This is a genomic window from Nocardia gamkensis NBRC 108242 (assembly GCF_001612985.1).
In the GTDB taxonomy this organism is placed as follows: domain Bacteria; phylum Actinomycetota; class Actinomycetes; order Mycobacteriales; family Mycobacteriaceae; genus Nocardia; species Nocardia gamkensis.
This window is the reverse complement of record NZ_BDBM01000005.1, coordinates 299,163-323,763: the sequence shown is the minus strand read 5'-3', so window position 1 is coordinate 323,763 and position 24,601 is coordinate 299,163. Positions and strand designations below refer to the sequence as shown.

General features: G+C 69.4%; 22 protein-coding genes and 1 pseudogene. 14 read left to right on the top strand and 9 right to left on the bottom strand.

What is annotated here, in order from left to right; genetic code table 11:
* Nucleotides 1-706: 706 nt before the first annotated feature.
* Nucleotides 707-1,459, bottom strand: coding sequence for a copper chaperone PCu(A)C domain-containing protein (locus NG1_RS06325; protein WP_245659802.1), 753 nt, complete (start codon nt 1,457-1,459; stop codon nt 707-709).
* A gap of 407 nt (nt 1,460-1,866) precedes the next feature.
* Between NG1_RS06325 and carD the strand changes: the two genes are divergently transcribed.
* The 6 genes from carD (at nt 1,867) to NG1_RS06295 (ending at nt 6,394) form a co-directional block, all read left to right on the top strand.
* A complete protein-coding gene (gene carD, locus NG1_RS06320; RefSeq protein ID WP_011206964.1) occupies nt 1,867-2,355 on the top strand; it encodes an RNA polymerase-binding transcription factor CarD in 489 nt (162 codons plus the stop codon).
* Between the two features lie 2 nt (nt 2,356-2,357).
* Nucleotides 2,358-3,083, top strand: coding sequence for a 2-C-methyl-D-erythritol 4-phosphate cytidylyltransferase (gene ispD, locus NG1_RS06315; protein ID WP_084498725.1), 726 nt, complete (start codon nt 2,358-2,360; stop codon nt 3,081-3,083).
* Between the two features lie 2 nt (nt 3,084-3,085).
* A complete protein-coding gene (ispF, locus tag NG1_RS06310) occupies nt 3,086-3,553 on the top strand; it encodes a 2-C-methyl-D-erythritol 2,4-cyclodiphosphate synthase (protein WP_062968866.1) in 468 nt (155 codons plus the stop codon).
* Nucleotides 3,554-3,617: 64 nt separating this feature from the next.
* Nucleotides 3,618-5,024: a cysteine--tRNA ligase gene (gene cysS, locus NG1_RS06305; RefSeq protein ID WP_062968864.1), complete on the top strand. Its 1,407-nt coding sequence runs from the start codon at nt 3,618-3,620 to the stop codon at nt 5,022-5,024.
* The gene (rlmB, locus tag NG1_RS06300; RefSeq protein WP_062968862.1) at nt 5,024-5,992 is read left to right on the top strand and encodes a 23S rRNA (guanosine(2251)-2'-O)-methyltransferase RlmB; all 969 of its coding nucleotides are present in this window, start codon (nt 5,024-5,026) and stop codon (nt 5,990-5,992) included. The genes cysS and rlmB overlap by 1 nt, the downstream gene beginning before the upstream one ends.
* 123 nt (nt 5,993-6,115) lie before the next feature.
* Nucleotides 6,116-6,394: a hypothetical protein gene (locus NG1_RS06295; protein ID WP_062968859.1), complete on the top strand. Its 279-nt coding sequence runs from the start codon at nt 6,116-6,118 to the stop codon at nt 6,392-6,394.
* 90 nt (nt 6,395-6,484) lie between these two features.
* On the opposite strand, the gene NG1_RS06290 is transcribed toward NG1_RS06295, so the two are convergent.
* The 7 genes and pseudogenes from NG1_RS06290 to kstR form a co-directional block, all read right to left on the bottom strand.
* Entirely contained in the window at nt 6,485-7,291 is an 807-nt protein-coding gene (locus NG1_RS06290) for an enoyl-CoA hydratase/isomerase family protein (protein WP_062968857.1), read from the bottom strand.
* 55 nt (nt 7,292-7,346) lie between these two features.
* Nucleotides 7,347-8,519: an acyl-CoA dehydrogenase family protein gene (locus NG1_RS06285; protein WP_062968855.1), complete on the bottom strand. Its 1,173-nt coding sequence runs from the start codon at nt 8,517-8,519 to the stop codon at nt 7,347-7,349.
* A gap of 184 nt (nt 8,520-8,703) precedes the next feature.
* Nucleotides 8,704-9,540 (bottom strand): metal ABC transporter permease, encoded by an 837-nt coding sequence (locus NG1_RS06280; RefSeq protein ID WP_210750623.1) that lies wholly within the window; start codon nt 9,538-9,540, stop codon nt 8,704-8,706.
* A gap of 254 nt (nt 9,541-9,794) precedes the next feature.
* Nucleotides 9,795-10,658, bottom strand: a pseudogene (locus NG1_RS06275) (metal ABC transporter ATP-binding protein); the annotation flags it as partial.
* Nucleotides 10,659-10,662: 4 nt separating this feature from the next.
* A complete protein-coding gene (locus NG1_RS06270) occupies nt 10,663-11,544 on the bottom strand; it encodes a metal ABC transporter solute-binding protein, Zn/Mn family (RefSeq protein ID WP_062968851.1) in 882 nt (293 codons plus the stop codon).
* 162 nt (nt 11,545-11,706) lie between these two features.
* Nucleotides 11,707-14,280 carry a trehalose-phosphatase gene (gene otsB, locus NG1_RS06265; protein WP_062968849.1) on the bottom strand — a complete coding sequence of 858 codons (2,574 nt, stop codon included), beginning with the start codon at nt 14,278-14,280 and terminating at the stop codon, nt 11,707-11,709.
* Between the two features lie 256 nt (nt 14,281-14,536).
* Nucleotides 14,537-15,187, bottom strand: coding sequence for a cholesterol catabolism transcriptional regulator KstR (kstR, locus tag NG1_RS06260; protein WP_040864563.1), 651 nt, complete (start codon nt 15,185-15,187; stop codon nt 14,537-14,539).
* Nucleotides 15,188-15,376: 189 nt separating this feature from the next.
* Between kstR and NG1_RS06255 the strand changes: the two genes are divergently transcribed.
* The 7 genes from NG1_RS06255 (at nt 15,377) to NG1_RS06225 (ending at nt 22,883) form a co-directional block, all read left to right on the top strand.
* Nucleotides 15,377-17,482 (top strand): acyl-CoA dehydrogenase family protein, encoded by a 2,106-nt coding sequence (locus NG1_RS06255; protein ID WP_210750591.1) that lies wholly within the window; start codon nt 15,377-15,379, stop codon nt 17,480-17,482.
* Nucleotides 17,483-17,504: 22 nt separating this feature from the next.
* On the top strand, nt 17,505-18,569 hold the full coding sequence (locus NG1_RS06250) for an acyl-CoA dehydrogenase family protein (protein WP_062968844.1): 1,065 nt from the start codon (nt 17,505-17,507) through the stop codon (nt 18,567-18,569).
* Nucleotides 18,554-19,792: an acyl-CoA dehydrogenase family protein gene (locus tag NG1_RS06245; protein ID WP_062968842.1), complete on the top strand. Its 1,239-nt coding sequence runs from the start codon at nt 18,554-18,556 to the stop codon at nt 19,790-19,792. The genes NG1_RS06250 and NG1_RS06245 overlap by 16 nt, the downstream gene beginning before the upstream one ends.
* An 18-nt stretch (nt 19,793-19,810) precedes the next feature.
* Nucleotides 19,811-20,746: a bifunctional MaoC family dehydratase N-terminal/OB-fold nucleic acid binding domain-containing protein gene (locus NG1_RS06240; protein ID WP_062968927.1), complete on the top strand. Its 936-nt coding sequence runs from the start codon at nt 19,811-19,813 to the stop codon at nt 20,744-20,746.
* Nucleotides 20,743-21,162 (top strand): MaoC family dehydratase, encoded by a 420-nt coding sequence (locus NG1_RS06235; protein ID WP_062968840.1) that lies wholly within the window; start codon nt 20,743-20,745, stop codon nt 21,160-21,162. The genes NG1_RS06240 and NG1_RS06235 overlap by 4 nt, the downstream gene beginning before the upstream one ends.
* Nucleotides 21,155-22,333, top strand: a complete 1,179-nt coding sequence (locus tag NG1_RS06230; protein WP_062968838.1) for a lipid-transfer protein — start codon at nt 21,155-21,157, stop codon at nt 22,331-22,333. Before NG1_RS06235 ends, NG1_RS06230 begins: the two co-directional genes overlap by 8 nt.
* A gap of 112 nt (nt 22,334-22,445) precedes the next feature.
* A complete protein-coding gene (locus NG1_RS06225) occupies nt 22,446-22,883 on the top strand; it encodes an NUDIX hydrolase (RefSeq protein ID WP_062968925.1) in 438 nt (145 codons plus the stop codon).
* Nucleotides 22,884-22,893: 10 nt separating this feature from the next.
* Here NG1_RS06225 and NG1_RS06220 read toward each other — a convergent pair whose 3' ends face one another.
* The gene (locus NG1_RS06220) at nt 22,894-23,472 is read right to left on the bottom strand and encodes a TetR/AcrR family transcriptional regulator (protein WP_062968923.1); all 579 of its coding nucleotides are present in this window, start codon (nt 23,470-23,472) and stop codon (nt 22,894-22,896) included.
* A 62-nt stretch (nt 23,473-23,534) separates the two neighbouring features.
* Here NG1_RS06220 and zapE point away from each other — a divergent pair, with 62 nt between their 5' ends.
* Nucleotides 23,535-24,551 (top strand): cell division protein ZapE, encoded by a 1,017-nt coding sequence (zapE, locus tag NG1_RS06215; RefSeq protein WP_062968836.1) that lies wholly within the window; start codon nt 23,535-23,537, stop codon nt 24,549-24,551.
* Nucleotides 24,552-24,601 lie beyond the last annotated feature (50 nt).

The window sequence follows — 24,601 nt, the reverse complement described above, 5'->3', positions numbered from 1 at the left end:
GAAACCGGCGGTTGAGGTGCGCCGGGCGCGTGGGGGCGCGAGGTTTGGGCATTGTGCACGCGGTTCGTTGTGGTCGGCGGTCGTCCTGTAGACCGGTGATCAGGCGCGGACGCGGCGGCCGTGCGAACGCGAGCCGGGCCGCGAACGGCGCATGCTCGGTCTCGCTTCGCTCGAAACCGGGAGTTGAGGTGCGCCGGGTGCGTTGGTGACGGGCCTCGGGACATAGTGCGCGCGGGGCGGGGCGGCGGCTGCCATGGCCGACCGCGGCGTGGTTTTCACCGCAGGCGTGGCCCGGATGTGAGCGGAGCTGTGGGTCGCTAGATGGCTTGCACGGCGAAGTTGTCGCCGGAAGGCGGGCCGTGTGGCTGGGCGGATATCGAGAGGGTTGCGCCGACCGGGAAGTCGCGCGGCACTGCTCGATCGAGCGGTGGTGTGCCCACTTCAGCCGTCGCCACCGGGTAGATGCCTGTTCATCGAGTTGGGATCGGACGCGCACGGCATCACTGAAACCGCTCGATCCGCACTATCCCAGCCCCGCCCGGGTGCGAGTCTTACGAGCGCCGTTCGCGGCCCGGCTCGTGTCCGGGCAGGCGAAGCGCATGCGACGTAGTCGCGAGTCTCGCCCGCCCGGACACGAGCCATCAAGGGGCCGCGAACACGCAGCGACGAAGTCGCTGCAAATCGAACACAGTCGCTGCGATTCGACTCAGTGACCGCCGGTGTGCTCGGCTTCGGCCGGTCCGGACTTGTCGGACTCGTGGCGCTCGGTGTGCAGGCCCGCATCGACCGGGACCTGGACCTGGACGGTGCCGTTCTGCTTGAAGTTGAACGAGACGTTGTAGGTGAGGCCGGGGGTGACGTCCCTGGTCAGGCCGGTGATCTCGATCAGGATCGGGTTGGCCTCGGGGTCGGTGGCGGCGGGCTGGGAGCCGTGCTCGCCCGCGCCGTGCGAATCGGCGGCGGTGGTCGGCGCGGCGGAGTGCGGCACGGAGGTGGGGGCCGCGGCGCTCGTGGTGGCCGCGGCGCTGCTGCTGGGCGTGGACTCGTGCTTGACCGGCTGGTTCGCCGCGACGACGGTCTGCTGCGGCGCGAGCTCGACGACGGACTTGCCGGAGGCCGGGGTGATCTTGACGGTGCCCAGGTCGGTGGTGATGCTGGTCAGCTCGTCGGGGACGGACTCGCCGTTGTTGATGATGGACAGGGCGATGAGCGCCTTGCCGCCCTTGGCATTGTTGTAGGCGGTGCCTTCGCCCGGGTACACGATGTGCACGTTGCGCAGGGCGATGCGGCCGACGTCGGCGTGGTTGCCGTTCACGGCGGCGACCTGCTCCGCGGTCTGCGAGATCTGGCCCGCGCCGCAGCCGGACAGCGCGATCGCCGCTCCGGCGGCGAGTGCGGCAACCGTCACCATGCGACGTCGCGCCCCCTTCGGGGCGGTCACAGCTTTCAGGGCAGTCACGGGTTGTCCCTCCATGTCGACCGGGCTCTGCTCCGCGCGGGAGCGTAGTAACTAGGCAGCGTAGTAGTTCCCTCGGCGGACCGGGCGCGGGGGCTGGGACAAACGCGGAGTCCGCGCGTCACGCGCACGCGCGGTGTGAAGCGGGCCACGACACGTCCGTGCCGACACTCGGCGCTTCGGTAACGGTTCGATGGAGGTTCGGATGGTTGCCGCGAAGGTGCCGGCGCGCGGGAGGCGAGCGGCGCCGAACGAGCCGGGAGATAACCCCTTCTGGCACAACGTAATGCACACCACCTGGCATCTGTCAAGCCCCACGGTCGCCTCGTTGTGGCCCTGACCTGCACAGTTGATCGCGCCGTTATCGAGTCGCATGTTAAACTGTGAACATCGAAAGGGGCACGGGACACATGATTTTTAAGGTCGGAGACACCGTCGTTTACCCCCACCACGGAGCGGCGTTGATCGAAGCAATCGAGACTCGCACCATCAAGGGTGAGCAAAAAGAGTATCTGGTCCTGAAGGTCGCCCAAGGCGATCTCACTGTTCGGGTTCCCGCGGAGAACGCCGAATACGTCGGCGTGCGTGACGTCGTGGGTCAGGAGGGTCTCGATCGGGTCTTCCAGGTGCTTCGTGCGCCGCATACGGAGGAGCCGACCAACTGGTCCCGCCGCTACAAGGCCAACCTCGAGAAGCTCGCCTCCGGCGATGTGAACAAGGTGGCCGAGGTCGTCCGCGATCTGTGGCGCCGGGAGCAGGACCGCGGGCTGTCCGCGGGTGAGAAGCGCATGCTCGCCAAGGCTCGGCAGATTCTTGTCGGTGAGCTCGCGCTGGCCGAAGGAACCGATGACGGCAAGGCCGAGACCCTGCTCGATGAGGTCCTCGCCGCGGCTTCCTGACCGTGAACACACCTGACAACGGTGTCCGTCCCACCGACGGACCCGTCGTTGCTCTGGTGCCTGCCGCCGGCCGTGGCGTGCGTCTGGGTGAATCGACACCCAAGGCGTTCGTCCCGGTCGGCGGCACACCTATGGTCCGGCTCGCCGTCGAAGGCTTGATCGCCTCCGGCGCGGTCGACCGGATCATCGTGATGGTTCCCACCGAACTCGTCGACAGCGCCGTTGCCCTGCTGCCGCCCACGGGTTCGGTTCAGGTGGTCGTCGGCGGCGCCGAACGCATCGACTCGGTGCGGGCGGGTATCACCGCGGCGCCCGACGCCGCCTACTTCCTGGTCCATGACGCCGCCCGAGCGCTGACGCCGCCCGAGCTCATCGCCCGGGTCACGGCGGAACTGCGCGCGGGCCGTCCCGCCGTGGTTCCCGGACTTCCGGTGACCGACACCATCAAGTCCGTCGACGCGGCGGGCGCGGTGACCGGCACTCCCGAGCGCGCCGGGTTGCGCGCCATCCAGACGCCGCAGGGTTTCGCGGCCGACCTGTTGCGCTCCGCCTACGCCACCGAGGGCATCCAGGCGACCGACGACGCGGGGCTGGTCGAGCGGCTCGGCGTCGGCGTGCACACCATTCCCGGCGATCCGCTGGCGTTCAAGATCACCACTCCGCTCGATCTCCGGCTCGCCGACGCGGTACTCGACGGCGCGGGCATCGGACGGGCGGTGGCGCCGTGACCATGCGCGTCGGCATCGGCAGCGACGTCCATCCGATCGAAGCGGGCAGGCCGTGCTGGATGGCCGGTCTGCTGTTCGACGGTGACGACGGCTGCGCGGGTCACTCCGACGGCGACGTCGCCGCGCACGCGCTGTGCGACGCGCTGCTGTCCGCGGCTGGCCTCGGCGATGTCGGCGCGGTCTTCGGCACCGGACGCCCGGAATGGGCGGGTGTCTCCGGTGCGGCCATGCTGAAGGAAGTGCGCAGGCTGCTGGACGAAGCGGGCTTCGAAGTGGTCAACGCCGCGGTGCAGGTGATCGGCAATCGCCCGAAGATCGGGCCGCGGCGCGCCGAGGCGCAGCAGGTGCTCGGCGAGTTGCTCGACGCCCCCGTGTCGGTGTCCGGCACCACCACCGACGGACTCGGCCTGACCGGTCGCGGCGAGGGAGTCGCCGCCGTGGCGACGGCCTTGCTGCAAGCTTGTCGTTGATCCTGCTCCGGCGGACCCGAGCCGGTCCGTGAACGACCTTATACACCAGCTAGGATCGACTGCCGTGACCCTGCGCCTCTTTGACACCGACACGCGGACCATGCGCGATTTCGCGCCCCTGGTCCCCGGCCGTGCTTCGGTGTACCTCTGTGGCGCCACCGTGCAAGGTGAGCCGCACATCGGCCATGTGCGCAGCGGAGTCGCGTTCGACGTACTGCGACGCTGGTTGCTGGCGCACGACTTCGACGTCTGGTTCATCCGCAACGTCACCGATATCGAGGACAAGATCCTGACCAAGGCCGCCGAGGCGGGCAGGCCGTGGTGGGAGTGGGCCGCCACGCACGAGCGTGCCTTCGACCGCGCCTACGAACGGCTCGGTGTGCTGCCGCCGTCCGCGGAGCCCCGCGCCACCGGCCACATCACCCAGATGGTCGACATGATGCAGCGGTTGATCGACCGCGGTCACGCCTACGCCTCGGCGGGCAACGTCTACTTCGACGTGGTCAGCTATCCCGACTACGGCAAGCTGTCCGGCCACAAGCTCGACGACGTGCACCAGGGTGAGAGCGCGGGCGAGGGCAAACGCGACCCGCGCGACTTCACCCTGTGGAAGGCGGCCAAGCCCGGCGAGCCGACCTGGCCGTCGCCGTGGGGGCCCGGCCGTCCCGGTTGGCACCTGGAGTGCTCGGCGATGGCCGGGTTCTACCTCGGCCCGGAATTCGACATCCATTGCGGCGGTATGGATCTGGTGTTCCCGCACCACGAGAACGAGATCGCCCAGTCGAAGGCGGCCGGTGACGGCTTCGCCAGGTACTGGCTGCACAACGGCTGGGTGACCATGGGCGGGGAGAAGATGTCCAAGTCGCTGGGCAACGTGCTGTCCGTGCCGAACGTCCTCAAACAGGTGCGTGCCGTCGAACTGCGGTTCTACCTGGGCAGCGCGCACTACCGCTCGATGCTGGAGTACTCGGAGAAAGCGCTGCACGACGCGGCGCAGTCCTATCAGCGCATCGAGGCCTTCGTGACCCGGGTGGTGGACCGGGCCGGTGAGATTCCGGTGGGCAAGTGGACCGACGCGTTCGCCGCCGCCCTCGACGACGATCTCGCGGTGCCGAAGGCGCTGGCGGAGATCCACCGGTCGGTGCACGAGGGCAACAAGGCGCTGGAGGTCGGCGCGATCGACTCCGCGCGCGACCTGGCGAGCCAGGTGCGTGCCATGCTCGGTGTGCTCGGCGTCGACCCGCTCGACCCGCACTGGTATGCCCCGAGCGATTCCTCCGCCGCGCTCGGCGCTCTCGACGTGCTGGTGCGTGCCGAACTCGACCGCCGCCAAGAGGCGCGGGCCACGAAGGACTGGGCGACCGCCGACGGCGTGCGCGACCGTCTGCAGGCCGCGGGCATCGAGGTCACCGACACCGCCGATGGTCCCGAATGGGCGCTCGGCGAACCGCAATCCGGAAAGGCCGAGTAATGGCAGGCAATTCGCAGCGTCGGGGTGCGGTTCGCAAGGGCGGCAGCAAGAAGGGCGCCGTCGTCGGCTCGGGCGGCAAGCGCAGGCGCGGGCTCGAGGGTCGCGGCGCGACCCCGCCCGCCGAGATGCGGACCAAGCATCCCGCCGCCAAGCGGGCCGCCGCGAAAGCCAAGGCGGCGCAGGGGCGTTCGTCCTCGTCGGGCCGGCCCGCCGGACGCAAGAGCGACGACGGCCCGGAATTGGTGCTCGGGCGCAATCCGGTGGTCGAGTGTCTGCGTGCGGGTGTGCCGGCGACGGCGCTGTACGTCGCCGTCGGTACCGAGAACGACGACCGGTTGACCGAGAGTGTGCGGATGGCCGCCGACACGGGCATCTCCATCCTCGAGGTACCGCGCACCGACTTGGATCGGTTGAGCGCCAATGGGTTGCACCAGGGTGTCGCCCTCCAGGTGCCGCCGTACCGTTACGCCCATCCCGACGACCTGCTCGACCGGGCACGCGGCGCCGCTGAGCCCGCGCTGCTGGTCGCGCTGGACAACATCTCCGATCCGCGCAATCTGGGCGCGGTCATCCGTTCCGTGGCGGCCTTCGGTGGCCACGGCGTGCTGATCCCGCAGCGGCGCAGCGCGAGCGTCACCGCGGTGGCCTGGCGTACCAGCGCGGGCGCCGCCGCTCGGCTTCCGGTCGCGCGCGCGACGAATCTCACCCGCACGCTGAAGGATTGGGCGTCGCAGGGTGTTCAGATCGTCGGCTTGGATGCCGGGGGCGACACCACGCTCGACGACTTCGACGGCGGTGAGCCGACCGTGATCGTGGTCGGCTCGGAGGGCAAGGGCCTCTCGCGCCTGGTCCGGGAATCCTGTGACGCGATCTTGTCGATCCCGATGGCAGGCCCGGTGGAATCGCTGAACGCGTCGGTCGCCGCCGGCGTGGTGCTCTCCGAAGTCGCCCGGCAGCGCCGCGCCTGAGGAGTCGTTTCCGCCGGTCGCTCGATCACTCGGGCGTCCGCGTGCCGGGGCTGTATCTCGCCGGCCCCGACGCGTACGGCTTTAGAACACGGAGAGGCGGCGCGGCACAGTAGAATTCGGCTGGTGGTGATACCCAATCAGCCCATCGGTCAGCCGGTCGAGCATCCGAACGCGACGGCGGTGTTGTTTCTCGGCGCGGCGAGCGTCCTCTGCTGCGGGGTGCTGGGGCCGGTGGCGTGGGCGCTGGGGCGGCGCGCGCTCGACCAGATCGAGGAATCCGGTGGCGCGTACGGTGGCCGCACCCAGGTGCTGGTCGGCTATGTCCTCGGCGTCGTCGGCACCGTCTTCATGATCATCTTCGCGGTGCTGTTCCTGTTCATCCTGCTCGGCGGTAACGCTTGAGCGGTGCCGCCGGACGGAGCCTGTCCACCTCGCCGGGTATGGGTTGGTACGCAGGCCTGCGGAGCGTCCGAAGCGCTGTCCTCGGCGGACCTAATCCAAACTGGGGCGTTCGCGCCCCGCGGCGTCCCACGCGGGCCATTCCGTGCTGACGCTGCCCGACCAGCTGGGCTGCCTGCGGTCTCGGAACGCGGCCATGGCCTCGCCGCCGTCGATGCTCTTGGTCGCGTGCTGGTTGAGGTCGGTTTCCAGTTGACCGACCACGGCCGGGCTCATCCCGAGCCCTTCCCAGAGCAGCCGCTTGGACAGGGCCACCGGTAGCGGCGCCGAGCCGTTCGCGATGTCGTGCGCGACGGCCAGCGCGGTGGGTAGCACCTCGCCCCCGGGAAGTGAGCTGTTGGCCAGGCCCATCGCCTTCGCCTCGTCACCGTCGAACGTGCGCCCGGTCAGCATGATGTCGGCGGCGTTGGCCATGCCGACCAGCCTGGGTAGTGTCCAGTGCGCGTAGCCGTCGGCCAGGACGCCGCGGCGCACCTGGTTCAGCCCGTACACCGCGTCGCGCGCCATGTACCGCAGGTCGCATTGCAGGGCCAAGGCGAGGCCGATGCCGACCGCGTGACCGTTCACGGCCGCGATCACCGGTTTGCGCACTCGCCACGGCGGCGGATCGATGGTGGCGCTGACCTCGCCCACCCGGTTGGATAGGTCCGCGCCCGCGCAGAACGCGGGCGGGGTGCCGGTGACGATCACGGCACGGATGGCGTCTTCCGAATCGCAGCGCCGCAACGCGGCGCCCAATTCGGCGGCCATCGTGGGGGTGAAGGCATTCTGCTGGGCGGGCCGGTTGAGCGTGAGCACGGCGACGCCCTGAGAGACGTCGACGTGCAGTTCCGAACTCATGCCACAGGATGTTAGCCGACGGACGCGGAGCTGACCCGGGGCCGAAAGTCCTCGGCTATCCGCGCAGCACCTTGCGCCCGATGGCGTACTTGTGCACCTCGGTCGGGCCGTCGTAGAGCCGGAAGGCACGCATGTCCCGGAAGATCATCTCGACCACGGTCTCGTCGCTGATGCCGATGCCGCCGAGCACCTGCACGCACCGGTCGGCGACCTTGAACAGCTCCTCGGACACGAACGACTTCGCGATCGAACTCTCGTGCCGCGCCTTCTCGCCTTTGTCCATCAGCCAGCACGCGTGCCAGATGGTCAGCCTGCACTGGTGCAGCGCGATCTCATTGTCGGCCAGCATGAACGACACGCCCTCGTGTTCGCCGATCGGCTTGCCGAACGCGGTGCGGGTGCGCGCGTGCTCCACCGCGATGCTCTGGGCGCGTTCGGCGGCGCCGAGCCACCGCATGCAATGGGTCAGCCGGGCCGGGGCGAGCCGGAGTTGGGCGTAGCGCAGCGCCTGGCCCGCCTCGCCGAGCAATGCCTCCCTGGGCAGGACCAGGTTGTCGAAGCGGACCACACCGTGCCCGGCGACGTAATTGCGGTCCATCGTGTTCATCGTGCGTTCGATGACGATGCCGGGCTCGTCGCCGTCGGCCAGGAACAGGGTGGGGCCCTCGGGCAGGTGCGGGTTGGAGGCGAGCCGCGCCATGATGATCCAGGTCTTCGCGCCGTTCGCCCCGGTGATCAGCCACTTGCGGCCGTTGATGGTGAAGTTCTCGCCGTCGAAGGTGGCCGCGGTGGACAGCTGGGCCGGGTCGGAGCCCGCCCCGTCGGGCTCGGTCATGGCGAAGACCGAACGCTGGTGGCCCGCGACCACGGGGGCCAGGAAACGCTGGACCTGGTCGGGGTCGGCCACCTTGGACAGCAGGAACATGTTGCCCTCGTCGGGCGCCGCGCAGTTCATCGCGACCGGGCCGAGCGTGGACCAGCCCGCCGCCTCGTAGATCACCGCCTGCTCGATGTGGGTCAGACCGCGCCCGCCGAGCGACTCGGGCGCCTGCACGGTGAGCAACTTCTCGGCACGGGCGAGTTCGACGAGTTCCTGCCGCAGCTCATCGGTCGGACCGTGCGCGGTCAGGCGCGGGTCCCGCTCGTACGGGACGATCTTGTCGATGACGAACCGGCGTACGCGGTCGCGTTCGGCGGCGAGGTCGGCGGGAATCGCGAAGTCGATCATCGTTGGTCACCATTCGTTCGGGGTCGCGGTGCCTCGAGCATACGAAAGCGCCCCGGAACGACTGAAGGCGGTTGCCATCAAGAAAGTTCTCGGTGGTAGTGCTCTGGGCTGCACCGTTGATTGCTGGATCCCGGCGTCGACGCCGCACACGTTCAGCGGCGGGCAGGCGCGGTTTCGCGGTGTCTCAGCGGGCGCGGGCGAGCCTGCGGTCGCGGGCGCCGAGCAGGCGGCAGGCGAGGTAGATCAGAAACGAGATGGTGGTGACGAAGGTGGAGACGGGTACGCCCGGCGCGAGCGACAGCAGGATGCCGCCCACCGCGGCGATCTCCGCGAACAGCACGGCGAGCACCGTCGCCCGGATCGGGTCCGCGGTGAGCTGGGCGGCCGCGGCGGCCGGAGTGATCAGCAGGGCCAGCACCAGCAGCGCACCGACGATCTGCACGCCGAACGCCGCCGTGATGCCGAGCAGCACCGCGAACACGATGGACAGCGCCCGCACCGGAACTCCGCGCGCAACCGCCACCTCCGGATCGGAACTGGCGAACAGCAGCGGCCGGTAGACGAACGCGAGCACCGCGATCACCCCGACGGTGCAGACGGCGAGCAGGCCGAGGCCGTTGTTGCCGACGCTGACCACCTGACCGGTCAGCAGCGAGAACTTCGATCCCGCGCGATCGGGCCCCAGCCACAGGAAAAGCACCGAGAGACCCAGGCCGAACGAAAGCACCACCGCGATCACCGAATCGCGCTCACGCGCCCGGGTGCCGAGCAGGCCGAACAACACCGCCGCGACCACCGACCCCGCGATGGCCCCCAGGCCGACCCCCACACCGGCCAGCAGCGCGGCGGCGGCGCCGGTCAGGGACAGCTCACTGGTGCCGTGCACGGCGAACGACATCTGCCTGCTGATGATCAGCGGGCCGATCACTCCGGACAGCAGGCCGAGCAGGGCCGCGGCGAGCAGCGCCTGCTGGACGAATCCGTAGGACAGCAGGTTCGCCGTGGTGCCGAAGTCCAGCATCTTGCCGAGGACGCTGGACAGCTTGTCGGTCACGAGCGCACTCCACTCTCGTCGGGGTCCGCGACCGACCAGTCGCCGTTGCCGTTCACGAGGTCCGGTGGCACGGAGGGTGCAGAGGACGGAGCGACCGAACTCTTGCCGTTGCCGGAAATGGTGCGGCTGGACGCCGAGTCGTTCGCGTCGTTCGTCGCCGTTGACCCATCTTGCGCGGAGCCGCCGGGTGCGAACTCGTCGCCCGCGGGTCCGTGACAGTGACCGCCCGCGGTGCCCAGCGCGTCCATGGTGTCGCCGGTGCCGACGACCACCAGGCGACCGCGGACCCGCAGCACGTCCACCTGGGTGCGGTACAGCTCCGACAGCACCGGCGAGGTCATCACTTCCTCCGGCGTCCCGATCCGGAACCGTCCGTCGACCAGGTACAGCACCCGGTCCACCAAGGGCAGGATCGGATTGATCTCGTGCGTCACGAAAAGCACCGAGGTGTCGTGGGTGCGCCGACGGCGATCGATCAGCTCGGCGACCAGACGCTGGTTCGCCAGGTCGAGGCTGAGCAACGGCTCGTCGCACAGCAGCACCTTCGGATCACCGACCAGCGCCTGCGCCACCCGCAGGCGCTGCTGCTCACCGCCGGACATGGATTCCAGCGGCGCGTGGGCGAAGTGCTCCGCTCCGACGTCGGCGACGGCCGCGGCCACTTTGCGTCTGCGTTCGGCGCGGGAGCGCAGACCGAGTCCCCAGCGATGCCCGTCGACGCCGAGTCCGACGAGGTCGACGCCGCGCAACTGCACCCCGGCGTCGATCGTCTTCTGTTGCGGCACATAGCCGATGTCGGGGTTGCCGGTACGCGCGGGAGAGCCCGCGATCCGGGCCGTGCCGGAGCTGAGGCCGACCTGGCCCAGCAACACTTTCAGCAGTGAGGTCTTGCCGGAGCCGTTCGGTCCGAGCACCGCGACGAATTCACCCCGTGCGACGGTGAGATCCAGCCCCTCCCAGAGGGTCCGGTCCCCGAACGACAAGCGGGCGGCCTCCAGCCGCACCGCGGCCGAGTCCGCACCGATGTTCGATCGCCGCCGCTCCGCCGCGGCGGTGTGCTCGGTCAGCGCGGCTCCCTCGTTCATCTGCTCAGCCCAGCGCGGCGGCCAGCGCCTGCGCGTTCTTCGTCTGCCACTGAATGTAATCCACGCCCTCGGGCAGGGTCTCGGTCACCTCGACGACGGCGACGCCCGCGTTCCGCGCGGTGCCGCGCAGGTCCTTGGTGATCTTGTCCTCGGTCTGCACGTTGTAGATCAGCGCGCGGACCCGCTTACCGTTGAGCAGGTCCTGGGTCGCCGCGACGGCGGCGGGCGCCGGGTCGGTCTCCTGCTCGATGGCTTCCTGGAACTCGTGCGGTGTCAGGTCATCCGCCCCGGCGGCGGCCACGAGGTAGTGCGCGAGGGGCTCGGTCTGCAACACCGGAGTTCTCGGGTGTTCGGCGGCGAGTTTGCCGGTGATGGCGGTGACCGCCGCGAGCCCGTTCTCGAACGTCCTCGCGCGCTCGGCATAGGCCGCGGCCTTGTCCGGATCCAGTTCGCCGAGCTGGGCGGCGATCCGGTGGGCGACCACGCCGACGGTGCGCACGTCGTACCAGACGTGCTCGTTCTCGTCGCTCTGGTCCACCCGCGAGGCGAACGCGTCCACCGTGCGCTTGTTCGTGCCCGCCACCGCCTTCTCGGCGAACTCGTCGTAGCCGCCGCCGTTGTAGACCACGAGGTCGGCATCGCTGAGTTCGGCCGACTCGACGGCGGAGGTCTCGTGCGAGTGCGGGTCGGCGGACGGATCGGTGATCAGCGACCGGACGGCGGCGTCGGGGCCCGCGATGGCGGCGGCGATATCGCCCCACACGTCGGTGGAGGCTACGACGGACGGCCGTCCGTCGCCGGTCGAGCTACCGCAGGCGGTCAGCGTCAGCGCGGAGGCGACCCCCACGGCGAGGCCTGCGCAGGTGATGGCAAATCCGGTTCTCACGTGGGGGTGCTCCTGGCAGTGCTCTAGATCATAATGGAAATCGTTCCCGTTTAACTCTAGCAGGGATCGCCGCAGGCTAGGATGCGAAGCCCTCGAAAAAGGCGAAATACGAAGGGCCCGTGAACGATTCCTCGTTCGCGGGCCCTCGGCGCGATGCGCGGGTCAGACCAGCGCGGCCTCCACCGGCTGGCCGAGCAGCTGCGCACAGCGCAACAGGCCCAAATGGCTGTACGCCTGCGGGTGGTTACCCAGCGAGCGTTCGGCCACCGGGTCGTACTCCTCGCTGAGCAACCCCGTCGGGCCCGCGACGTCGACCAGCTGGGCGAACAGCGCCTCGGCGTCGGAGCGCTTCCCGATCAGCAGGTACGCCTCGACCAGCCAGGCCGCGCACAGGTGGAAGCCACCCTCGCCGCCGGGCAGGCCGTCGTCGTGGTGGTACCGGTACACGGTCGACCCGCTGCGCAGCTCGGCCTCGGTCGCCACGACGGTCGCCGCGAAGCGCGGGTCGGACGGGTCGATCAGGCCGCTCAACCCGATGTGCAGGGTCGCCGCGTCCAGGTCGGTGCCGTCGTAGGCCGCGGTGTAGGACTGCACCTCGTCGTTCCAGCCCTTCGCCTTCACCTCGTCGGCGATGGTGTCGCGCAGCACCGGCCAGGCCGGGTCGATCTCGCGGTCGAATTTCTGCGCCAGGGTCAGCGCCCGATCGACGGTCAGCCAGCCCATCACCTTCGAGTACACGTGGTGGCGGGGGTTGCCGCGGATCTCCCAGATGCCGTGGTCGGGCTCCTGCCAGCGCCGCTGCACCGCCGCGACCATGGCGCACACCAGGTCCCAGTCGGCGTCCGGCAGCACGTCCGCCGCAGCGGTGACGCCCCGCAGCTCCCTGGCGTGCGCCAGGGTGGCGATGAGGTCGACGATCGGGCCGAAGACGTCCAGCTGCACCTGCATGTTGGCCGCGTTGCCGACGCGCACCGGGCGCGAGCCCGCGTAGCCGGGCAGCTGGTCGATCGAGGCCTCCGGCGGCAGCGTCTCGCCGTAGAGCGTGTACAGCGGATGCAGGCGCTCGGGGCCGGGCAACGTCTCCAGCACCCGGTGCACCCAGCCGAGGTAGCCCTCGGCCTCGGTGAGCGAGCCGAGCGAGACCAGCGCCTGCGCGGTGAGCGCCGCGTCGCGCAGCCAGCAGTAGCGGTAGTCCCAGTTGCGCACGCCGCCGATGTCCTCCGGCAGCGAGGTGGTCGCGGCCGCGAGGATCGAACCGGACGGGGCGTGCACCAGGCCGCGCAGGGTCAGCGCGGAACGCTTCATCAGGTCGGGCTTCAGCGGCGGCAGCGTGAGTTTCGAGGCCCACTCCGACCAGTACCGCTCGGCTTCCCGTCGCCGCTCCGTCTCACCCGCGGCGGCGGGATCGAGATCAGTGGTGCCGCAACGTAGTTCGAGCACGATCGGGCCCTTGGACGGGTCGACCACGGCCCGTGCCGATTCGTGGGTGCCGTCCGAGACGATCTCCCACCGCACGCCGGGGGAGCGCAGCACGATCGGATCGTTCGTGCCGTGCACGCGCAGCCCGCCCTCCTGCGCTTCGAGGTTCACCGGTACCTGGCCGAACTCGGGGCGGGGGGCGAAGGTGACCACAGCCTTCGCGTCGCCGGTGATCACCCGGGTGAGGTCGGTGCGGTTGGACGCCACGTCGTGCGGCAGGTAGTCGGTGACCTGCAACTTCGCCCAGCGGGTTTCGACGGTCATCGTGCCGTCGACGTAGCGCTGCGAGAGCGGCAGGCCGGGGCGCTCGGGCTCGATGGTGAAGTGACCGCCCTGCGGGCCGCCGAGCAGGTGGGCGAACACCGCGGCGGAATCCGGCTCCGGGTGGCAGAACCAGGTGACCGTGGCGTCCGGGGTGAGCAGCGCGACCGAACGCGGGCTGGCCAGCATGGTCAGCCGCTCGATGCGCGGCGCGCTCGCGCCCGCCAGCCAGGTCCGGCGCTCCTCCAGCAGGTAGGCTAGCGCCCAGGCGACGGCCTCGGTGCTGTCCACCCGGAACTTGGCCAGGCTGTCGCCCTCGCCGACCTTGATGCCGACGTCGGGACCCGACAGCACCCGGAACGCCTTCTCGTCGGTGACGTCGTCACCGAAGAACACCGCGGCCGAGGCCCCCGCCTGATGCCGCACCGTGTCCAGCGCCGTGCCCTTGTCGGTCTGCACCACGGCCAGCTCGATCACCGACTTGCCCTCGGTGACCTGCACGCCGAACCAGCACGCCGGACCGAGCCGGACCTGCGACAGCGCGCGATGACCGATCTCCGGGCTGGCGTTGCGCACATGCAACGCGACGCTGGCCGGCTTGATCTCGACGGTGACCCCCGGATTGTCCGAGGCGACCTGGTTCAGCGCCGTCTGCACCTCTTGGAGCAGATGCTTGGCGTCGTTGTCGATCGCGTGCACGAAGCCCACGTCGAATTCCGAGCCGTGGCTGCCGATCAGTTGCACCTCGACGGGCAGTCTGGACAGCGCCGCGAGATCTCGCAGCGCGCGACCGGAGATCACGGCGGCCGTGGTCCCGGTCAGGCCGGCGAGGGCTCGTAACGCGCTCACCGATTCCCGATGGGGAAAGGCTTTGGCCGGGTCGGACACGATGGGCGCGAGTGTCCCGTCGTAGTCCGATGCGACCAGCAGCCGTGGCACGCGCGCGACCGTCGACAGTGCACGGCGAAGTTCCAGTGGCAGATCCTGTGCGCTCACGCATCCAACCTAGTGATCGGAGGATTTTTTCAGGGGGCGGGCAAAACAATACTGTGTTGAATTTGCCGCACAGAAGCGCGCCGGTCCGCGTGCGCACGATAACGCAGGTGCTGAACCGGTGTCCGGTGGATCTGCCCAGCTAACGGCGACGGGATCGGAGCGGGTGAGCTTCGTCCCAGCACAGGGGAGGTCTTCGGGCCCGGCGGGTGGCCGGGGCCGAATTCGCTCGATGTGCGCTGAGAGATCCCGACAGAGCTTACTGGTTGCGTTCGCCGAGCAGGAGGTCGACGGTCAGTTCGAGTCGTTCGGTGACGTCGGTGGCCGAGGCGCGCCGAGTCAGCCAAGCGACCAGATTCGACAACCACACATCGCTGATCACCCGTGCGATGGCCAGCTGCCGTTCGGTGGGCTCGCCGTCGTTCATGGCCCGCGCGAAGACACGGTCCATCACCTTGCCCACGCGGTCCACCTCGGCCGCGGCGGAGGCGTCGGCGAACATGAACGCCCGGGTCATGGCCTCGGTGAGCAGGGGGTCGCGCTGCATCATCCGGGTGATCTGGGTGAGCAGCAGGTGCATGCGCTCCTGCGGGGACTGCCCGGCAAGCGGCTTGCGTTTGCCTTCGATCTGCTCGAATTCGCGCGACAGCGCCGAGACCAGCAGGTGCACCTTGGACGGGAAGTAGCGGTACAGCGTGCCGACGGCGACGTCGGCGCGCTCGGCCACCGCGCGCATCTGGACCGCGTCGTAACCGCCTTTGGACGCGAGTGCCAAGGTCGCGTCCAGGATCCGCTTGCGCCGTTCACGCTGCGCCGCCGAACTCAGCTCGTCCTCGCTGAGCGTGGTGACCGTGGCCGCGGGCCGGGCCGCGCTCGAGTCGGCTGGCTGCGATCGGGACGGACTGGCCATTGATGAAAGTCCTTTCCGGAAACGTCGTTTCGTCGGCTGCGTGCGCGGTGTCGCCGCGGCGTGATGGTCTCTTGACTTCCGCCCGGCTAGGATATTAGAACATGTTCTAGGTGTGGGAGTCACGCCGGAAAGGCGGTATGGAGTGTGACCATCGCCACCACTGACGAGCATAAAGCCGTTCAGGAGTCGATGCGCGGATGGGCGGCATCGGTCCGTCCAATTGCAACAATGCGGACCGGCGCGGCCGACTTCTGGCGCGCCTACTGGCCCGCCCTGGCCGAGATCGGGATCTTCCGGGTCGCGGTGGCCGAGGACGCGGGCGGTGCGGGCGGGTCGGTCTCCGATCTGGCCGTGCTGGTGGAGCAGGCGGCCCACGACCTGGTCGGCGGCCCCGTGCTCGCAACGGCTTTGGCCAATCTGATCACCGCGGGCCGGCTCGACGAGGACCTGCCCTGCGGGGTCGCGCTCGACTTCGTCGTCGGTTCGACGGTGAGCGTACCTGCCGCAAGCGACGGCGTGTTGCTCACGGGTACCTGGGATTCCGTGCTCGGCGCCGCCCCCGGCACCGCCGTGCTGCTGCCGATCGATCAGCCGCAGGGGCAGCGGTGGTGCCTGGTCCGGCCCGATGCCGCCGGCCTGCGCGTGGAGGCGCTCGCGCCGCTGGATCCGAGCACGCCGCTGGCCCGGGTGCACTGCGCCGATCTGCGCGTGCCCGCCGAACACGTGTTCGTCGCGCCACACGCCGCCGGGGATCTGCTGGTCGCGCTGGTCGCCGCCGAACTGTCCGGCCTGGCGGGCTGGTGCCTGGAGACCGCGGTCGAGTACGCCAAGGTGCGCGAGCAGTTCGGCCGCAAGATCGGTTCGTTCCAGGCGGTCAAGCACATCTGCGCCTGGATGCTGTGCCGCACCGAGCTCATCCGCGCCGTAGCGGCCGACACCGCGGCCGCCGTGGACGACGGCGGCGCCGAGCTGCCGATCGCCGCCGCCATCGCGGCCGCGATCGCCCTGGACGCCGCGGTCGAGACCGCCAAGGACTGCATTCAGGTGCTCGGCGGCATCGGCTTCACCTGGGAGCACGACGCGCACCTGTACCTGCGCCGGGCGACGGCACTGCGGCAACTGCTCGGCGGCTCGGCGCGCTGGCGGGCGCGGGTCACCGAGTTGACCCGTCAGGGCCTGCGGCGCACCACCGGCGCCGACCGGGTCTTCGCCGAGGAGGGCGTGGCCGTGGACGGCGACAGCGCGCAGGAGCTGTCCGCCGAAGTCGCGCGGATCGCCGCCCTGCCCGCAGATCGGCAGCGCGACGCATTGGTCGAGGCGGGTCTGGTCATGCCGCATTGGCCGCGGCCGTATGGACGCGCCGCGGACCCGATGACCGGTCTGGTGATCTCCGAGGAGCTGCGCCGCGCCGGGCTCACCGCGCCGGATCTGACCATCGGCGGCTGGGCGATTCCGACGCTGTTGCAGCACGGGACTCCGGAGCAGATCGAGCGCTTCGCCTGGGCGACCTTGCGCGGCGAGGTGGTCTGGTGCCAGCTGTTCAGCGAACCCGAAGCGGGCTCCGATCTGGCGGCGTTGCGCACCACCGCGAAGAAGGCGGACGGCGGCTGGGTGCTGCGCGGCCAAAAGGTGTGGACTTCGCTGGGGGATAAAGCGAACTGGGCGATCTGCTTGGCGCGGACAGATCCGGATGCGCCCAAACACCGTGGCATCACCTACTTCTTGGTCGATATGAACAGCGCCGGACTCGAAGTGCGGCCGCTGGTGCAGATCACCGGGGAGGCGCGTTTCAGTGAGGTGTTCCTCGACGATGTGTTCGTGCCCGATGATTGCGTGGTCGGCGCGTTGAACAATGGATGGAAAATAGCCCGTTCCACCTTGGCGACCGAGCGGGTCGCCATGGGTGGGAACGGAATCGGTCCGGTGCTCGAAGAACTGATCGCGAAATCGCTCGCCACCGGCCCAGGCGCCGAAATGGTGAACGACCGGCTCGGCGGATTCGTCGCCGAAGCCGTCGCCGGGCTTCTGCTCGAACAACGCGCCGCAGTGAAGTTGCTGGTGGGGGGTGACCCCGGTGCGCAAAGTAGTGTTCGCAAATTGGTCGGGGTGCGCCACCGCCAAGCGGTCGCGGAATTCGCTGTCGAGACGACAGGGCCTTCCGGCGCGCAGGATTCCGAAGCAGCGAAGGAATTCCTGCTGACGCGCTGTCTGTCGATCGCTGGTGGAACCGAGCAGATCTTGCTCACCGTGGCTGGTGAGCGGATTCTCGGGCTGCCTCGCGACGTGAACAGCTAGTCGCCGACAACCGGGAGAAAACGTGGATTTCACCAGGGACGAGGGCCAGGACGCGGTGGCCGAGGTCGTCGTGAGTTTGCTGGAGCGGGAAACCGCTCGCGATATGGAACTGTGGCCGAAATTGGTCGACTCCGGACTGCTTGTCGTCGCGGTACCGGAGCGGCACGGCGGTGACGGCATGGGGCTGCTCGAGGTGGCGGCTCTCCTGACCGAGCTGGCGACGGACGCGGTCGCGGTGCCCGCCCTTCCGACGCTGGGCTTCGGCGTGCTGCCGCTGGTGGCGAGCGCGCCGGAGAGCGTCGGGGCGCGGGTGCTGCCCGACATCGCCAAGGGAACGGTGGTCACGGCAGCGCTGAGCGAAGCCGCGGCACCTTTCACCGTCGAACCGAAGACCATCGCGGTCACCAGCGGGAACATCGTGCGCATCAGCGGGCGCAAGGTCGCCGTGCCCTACGCCGAGCAGGCGAGCTGGCTGCTCGTGCCGACCGATTCCGGGATCGCCCTCGTCGACACGCGGGCCGAAGGCCTCACGCTGACGCCGACTCCCGTCTCCGGCGGCATCCCCGAATACACCGTGCAGCTGGACCGAGTGGAGATACCCGCCGAACAGTTGTGGCCGAACGGCCTGGCGGAGCTGCACCGGTTGGCGCTCGCTTCCATCGGCTCGGTGGCCGATGGGTTGCTCAGGGGGGCGATCACGCTCACCGCGGAACATCTGCGCACCCGTCACCAGTTCGGCAGGCCGCTGGCCGAGTTCCAAGCGGTGGCCCAGCAGATCGCGGACCTGTACGTCGTCTCGCGGACCCTGCACGTCGCCGCGGTCTCGGCGAACTGGGCGCTCGCACAGGACGACACGAGCCAGGAGCACCGCGAACGCACCGACGACGACCTGGCGGTCTTGGCCTACACCGTCGCCGAACAACTGCCCGCGGCCATGCAGAAGTGCCATCACCTGCACGGCGGCCTCGGCGTGGACGTGACCCACCCGATGCACCGCTACTACTCACAAGCCAAGGACATCGCCCGCTGGCTGGGCGGCGCGTCGTTCCGGCTGGATCGATTGGGGGCCGGATGTTCATCGACCTGACCAGTGAGCAACGCCGGCTGCGCGACGAACTGCGCGCCTACTTCGCCGATCTCGTGACTCCCGAGGAGGAGGCCGAGATGGCGGTGAACCGGCACGGCGACGCCTACCGCGCCGTGGTGCGCCGGATGGGGAGCGACGGGTGGCTCGGCGTCGGCTGGCCCAAGGAATACGGCGGCCAGGGTTTCGGGCCGGTCGAGCAGCAGATCTTCTTCAACGAGGCGGTCCGGGCCGACGTCCCGCTGCCGCTGGTGACGCTGCTGACCGTCGGACCCACCTTGCAGCAGTTCGGCACGGACGAGCAGAAGCAGCGATTCCTGCCCGGGATCCTGTCCGGCGATATCCATTTCGCGATCGGCTACTCCGAGCCGGAGGCGGGCACCGACCTGGCCTCGCTGCGCACGTCGGCGGTGCGCGACGAGTCCGGGGACTGGGTCGTCAACGGGCAGAAGATCTTCACCACGGGCGCGCACGAGGCCGACTTCGTCTGGCTGGCCTGCCGCACCGGTTCGACCGAGTCACGCCACCGCGGCATCACGATCCTGATCGTGGACACCACCGATCCCGGCTACTCGTGGACGCCCATCATCACCTGCGACGGCGCGCACCACACCAACGCGACCTATTTCGACAATGTGCGCGTCCCAGCGAACATGCTGGTCGGCGAGGAGAACCGGGGCTGGAAGCTGATCACGACGCAGCTCAACCACGAGCGGGTGAGCCTGGGGCCGTCCGGCAAGATCGAGCAGCTCTACGACCGGGTACGCGACTGGGCGCAACCGCGCGGCGTGCTCGGCGAACCGGACGTGCGGCGCGCGCTGGGCCGCATCCACGCCATGGTGCGGCTGAACGAACTGCTGAACTGGCAGGTGGCCGCTGCGTCCGATGGGCGGCGTTCGCGGGGCCCTGCGTGGTCACGCTCCGCTACCGCCTCCGGGCCCGGCGCGACCGCCGCCGGCGTGGATGGTGACCAAGCCCAGGTGATCGCCGACGCGTCCGCCACCAAGATCTACTCGACCGAATCGCTCCAGGAGGCGGGCAGGCTCGCCGAGGAGATCATCGGCCGCTACGGCGACCCGGCCGACCCGGCCACCGGCGAACTGCTGACCTGGCTGGACCGCAGGACCAAGCAGAACCTGGTGGTCACCTTCGGCGGTGGCGTCAACGAGGTGATGCGCGAACTGGTCGCCTCGTCCGGACTGCGGTTGCCGCGAGTACCCCGATAACGAGTGAAGGAGCCGCGCGTGCCGGAAACCACTACTCCGGAAGCGATCATCGCCGCAGCCGAAGCCATTCGGGCGGCGGGTGAGTGCGCGCCCCGTTTCGGGCGTGATCCGGTGAACCAGCCGATGATCAACAACTGGGTCGAGGCGCTCGGCGACGCCAACCCGATCTATGTCGACGAGGAGGCGGCGCGTGCGGCGGGTCATCCCGGCGTCGTCGCGCCGCCCGCCATGGCCCAGGTGTGGACCATGTTCGGACTCAACGGCTCCCGCCCCGCCGACGACCCGATGGGCGCGGCCACCGAGCTGCTCGACGCGGCGGGTTACACCTCCGTGGTCGCCACGGATTGTCAGCAGACCTACCACCGCTACCTCGAAGTCGGCGAGCAGGTCTCGGTCACCAGCACGCTGTCGGATATCCGCGGCCCGAAGCGCACCGCGCTGGGCGAGGGATGGTTCGTCACCTTCCGGACCAGTTGGCGGGTGGGTGACGAGGTGGTCGCCGAGATGCTGTTCCGCCTGCTGAAATTCGCCCCCGGCACCGCGGCGCCGAAACCCGCCGCGGGTGAGCGGGTCAAGCCGCTGGTCTCCTGGGACACCGAATTCTTCTGGGAGGGAACGAAAGCGGGCGAGCTGCGCATCCAGCGGCTGCCGGACGGATCATTGCGGCATCCGCCCATTCCGGCCATCTGGCAGGACAAGTCGAAGCCGACCGACTACGTCGTCGCCTCCGGGCGCGGCACCGTGTTCAGTTACGTCGTGCACCACGCGCCGAAGGTGCCGGGGCGGCAGCTGCCGTTCGTGGTGGCGCTGGTCGAATTGGAGGAAGGCGTGCGCATGCTCGGTGAACTGCGCGGCATCGACCCCGCCGAGGTGCGGGTCGGCCTGCCGGTCGAGGTGGGCTTCGAGAAGCTCGACGACGAGGCGAGCCTGCCGGTCTGGCAGGTGGTCGCATGACCGCCGCCGTGGCACCGGGCGCCGTGCGCGTCGGCACGGTGCTGCCCGAGTCGGTGATCCACGCCGACCCGACGTTCGTGATCAGCACCGCCTTGGCCACCAGGGACTTCCAGGACGTGCACCACGACCGGGACAAGGCTGTCGCTCGCGGCTCGAAGGACATCTTCGTCAACATCCTGACCGACACCGGTTTGGTGCAGCGTTTCGTCACCGACTGGGCGGGCCCGCGCGCCGTCGTCAAGTCGATCGCGCTGCGCCTGGGCGTGCCGTTGTACGCCGGGGACACGCTGACGCTCACCGGCACCGTGACCGCGCTGGAGGGCGACGACATCCATATCGACGTGGTCGGCAAGGACAGTCTCGGCGACCACATCACGGCCACGGCCGTCATCGCGTTGCGGAGGGCCGATGTCTGAGCAGAGCATTTCCGGCCGCGCCGCCATCGTCGGCATCGGGGCCACCGACTTCTCCAAGGACTCCGGCCGCAGCGAACTGCGCCTGGCCGCCGAGGCGGTCACCGCCGCGCTGGCCGACGCGGGCCTGACGCCCGCCGACGTGGACGGCCTGACCACGTTCACCATGGACACCAACACCCAGGCCGCCGTCGCCAGGGCGGTCGGCATTCCGCAGCTGAAGTTCTTCAGCCACATCGGCTACGGCGGCGGCGCGGCCTGCGCCACCATCCAGCAGGCCGCCATGGCGGTGGCCACCGGAATCGCCGATGTGGTGGTGGCCTATCGCGCGTTCAACGAGCGGTCGGTGTCGCGCTTCGGGCAGTTCTCCACGGCGCTGGCCACCGCGCCCACCTCGTCGGGCATCGACGCGGGGTGGTCCTACCCGCAGGGGCTCGGCACGCCGGCCGCGCAGGTCGCGATGGTCGCCCGGCGCTACATGCATGTCTACGGGGCCACCAGCGAGGACTTCGGCCGAGTGGCCGTGGCCGACCGCAAGCATGCCGCGGTGAACCCGGCCGCCTTCTTCTACGGCAAGCCGATCACGCTGGAGGAGCACCAGAATTCCCGCTGGATCGCCGAGCCGCTGCATCTGCTGGACTGCTGCCAGGAGTCCGACGGCGGCGTCGCGATCGTGGTCACCAGCGCCGAGCGGGCCCGCGATCTGCCGCAGCGTCCGGCCGTGATCGCCGCTGCCGCCCAGGGGTCCGGAGCCGACCAATACGTGATGACCAGCTACTACCGCGACGCCATGACCGGTCTTCCGGAGATGGGCCTGGTCGGTGACCAGCTGTGGGCGCAGAGCGGATTGCGCCCGGAGGACATGCAGGCCGCGATCCTCTACGACCACTTCACCCCGTTCGTCCTCATGCAGCTGGAGGAGCTCGGGTTCTGCGGACGGGGCGAGGCGAAGGACTTCATCGCGGGCGGCGCCATCGAGGCAGGCGGCCGCCTGCCGCTCAACACCCACGGTGGCCAGCTCGGCGAGGCGTACATCCACGGTATGAACGGCATCGCCGAGGCCGTGCGCCAGATTCGCGGCACCTCGGTCAACCCGGTCTCCGACCTGACCAACATCGTGGTCACCGCGGGCACCGGCGTCCCCACCTCCGGCCTGGTCCTCACCACCGGCTGAGCCTCGCTTCGCGTACTCGGGTCTCGCTTCGCACCCGCTACGGCGGGTGCGAAGTGCTGACCGAGTGTCGGTACCGCCTCGGGTGAATCGCGGCGCGCGTAGGTTGGGGCCGGTGGTGGTCCGGCATGTAGTGGACGTGCATGTGCTGTTGCTGCGCGACACGGAGTTGTTGCTGAGCAGGCGGCGCAGCGCGGACGAGTTCGACGGGTTGTGGCACCTGCCCGCCGGGAAGTTGGAGGCGGGGGAGTCCGCGCTCGCCGCGGTGGTCCGCGAGGCGAGCGAGGAGGTGGGCGTGCTGATCGACCCGGCGGATCTGCGGCACGTCCATTCCGCGCATGTCGTCGATACCGGGCGAGAAGCCCGGATCGGGTTGTTCTTCGAGACTCGCCGCTGGGCGGGTGAGCCGGTCAACCGCGAGCCCGACAAGTCCTACGAATTGCGGTGGTTTCCGCTCGCGAAGCTGCCGGAGGATCTCATCCCGTATCCGGCCGCCGGTATCCGCGGCTACCTCACCGGCGAGACCTACAGTCAGCGGGGCTGGCCGCGCTGAGCGGCGGCGGTCACGCGCTCAGGTGTGCGGCGAGGATGCGGGCGAGCTGCCGCACGCTTTCCGGTGTGTCCGGGCGCAGGGCGGTGCGGTTGCCCGCGAAGCGGTCGAAGACGGCTCCCTCGACGACGGCGACGAAGTCGTCCGCCCGGGTGTCCGGGTCGGCCGCACCTATCGCGCGGAAGAGGTCTCGGGCCCGGTCGGTGGAGAACAGGCTGCGTACGAGCCGGGGATGCAGGTCCCGATCGTCCAGCAAATCGATGAGCAGAGCGTGCCGGGCGATCAGGTGCGCGCGCCGTTCGGCCAGTAGCCGGTCCAGCCAAGCGGCGATGGCCACGGCGATCGCTTCCGGCGCCATGGCACCGGTCGGCGCCAGTGCGGCCGTGGCGAAATCGTCGTGGGATCGGGTGGTGATCCGGTCCACGATGGCTTCGATGAGCGCGCGTTTGCTGCGGAAGTAGTAGGAAGCCGATCCGGCGGGCAGGCCCAGCTTCACGTCCAGCGCGCGGTGCGTGAGCGCGCGCAGGCCCCTCGCCGCGATCAGTTCGATAGCCGTGTCGACGAGGAGCGCGCGCCGGTCGCCTGTGGACATGATCACCCTTCCTGCCGCGGAGCGGCGTCGTCCTCTACAAATGTAGAGGACGAGGAGGTGTCATGGAACCCGAGATCATCCAGTGGGATTCCGATCAGGCGCGGGCGGCGGCGCGGTTGCGCGAACTTCTGGATCGGCACGGCCGGCCGGTGCGGCGCCGCCGCGGCGTCTATCTCCACGGCAGACCCGGTCGCGGCAAGACCATGCTGATGAATCGGTTCTTCGCCGAGGTCGCCTCGGAACGTAAGCGGCGCTATCACTTTCACCAGTTCTTCGCCGGTCTGCACGCCGCGGCGCACACGTCCGGCTCGATCGACGCCGCGGTGGACGCGCTGCTCGGCGATGCGTTGCTGGTCTGCTTCGACGAATTCCACGTGCACGATATCGGTGACGCGATGCTGATCGCGCGACTGCTCGACGCGCTGTTCGCCCGCCGGATCGCACTGGTGGTGACCTCGAACTATCCGCCGGGCGAGCTGTTGCCGAATCCGCTGTTCCACCACCGGTTCGTGCCGACGATCGAGCGGATCCTCGCGAGCATGGACGTGGTGGCCGTCGACGGCGCGATCGACTATCGCTCCTTGGACTTCCGTGGCTCCCGCACCGGATTCGCCGCCGGTCGATATCTCGTGGATCCGGCGGCTCGGAAGACGCTGTCGACAGTGGCCACCGGCGTCTGGAAACGCGATGTGGCACAACGCGTCGATGAATCACCGGTCGAGATTTCCATCGGCCCGCGGAGATTGCGCGCCATTGCCGTAGCCGGCGGCGCTCTGGTCATCGACTTCGCCGAATTGTGCGGTGTCCCAACATCCGCGGCGGATTATGTGGCGCTGGCCCAACGATTTCCGCACTGGGAAATACGAGATGTACCCCCGCTGCGCGAAGTTCCGCCCGCCTGGTCGATGCGTTTCGTGAACCTCGTCGACGTTCTCTACGACACCGATTGCGAACTCGTCGTCGTCGCGTCTTCGGTGCTCGATGAGCTGGTGCGGGACGTCCGGGAAGTGCCGGATATCTCACGTTTGGCGAGCCGACTTTGTGAATTGTCCCAGTCCTCGACCGAAATCGCCCGGTAGCCGCCGCCACTCCGGAGTGCCCACCGGAGCCCCACACAGGTGCGGTTTAA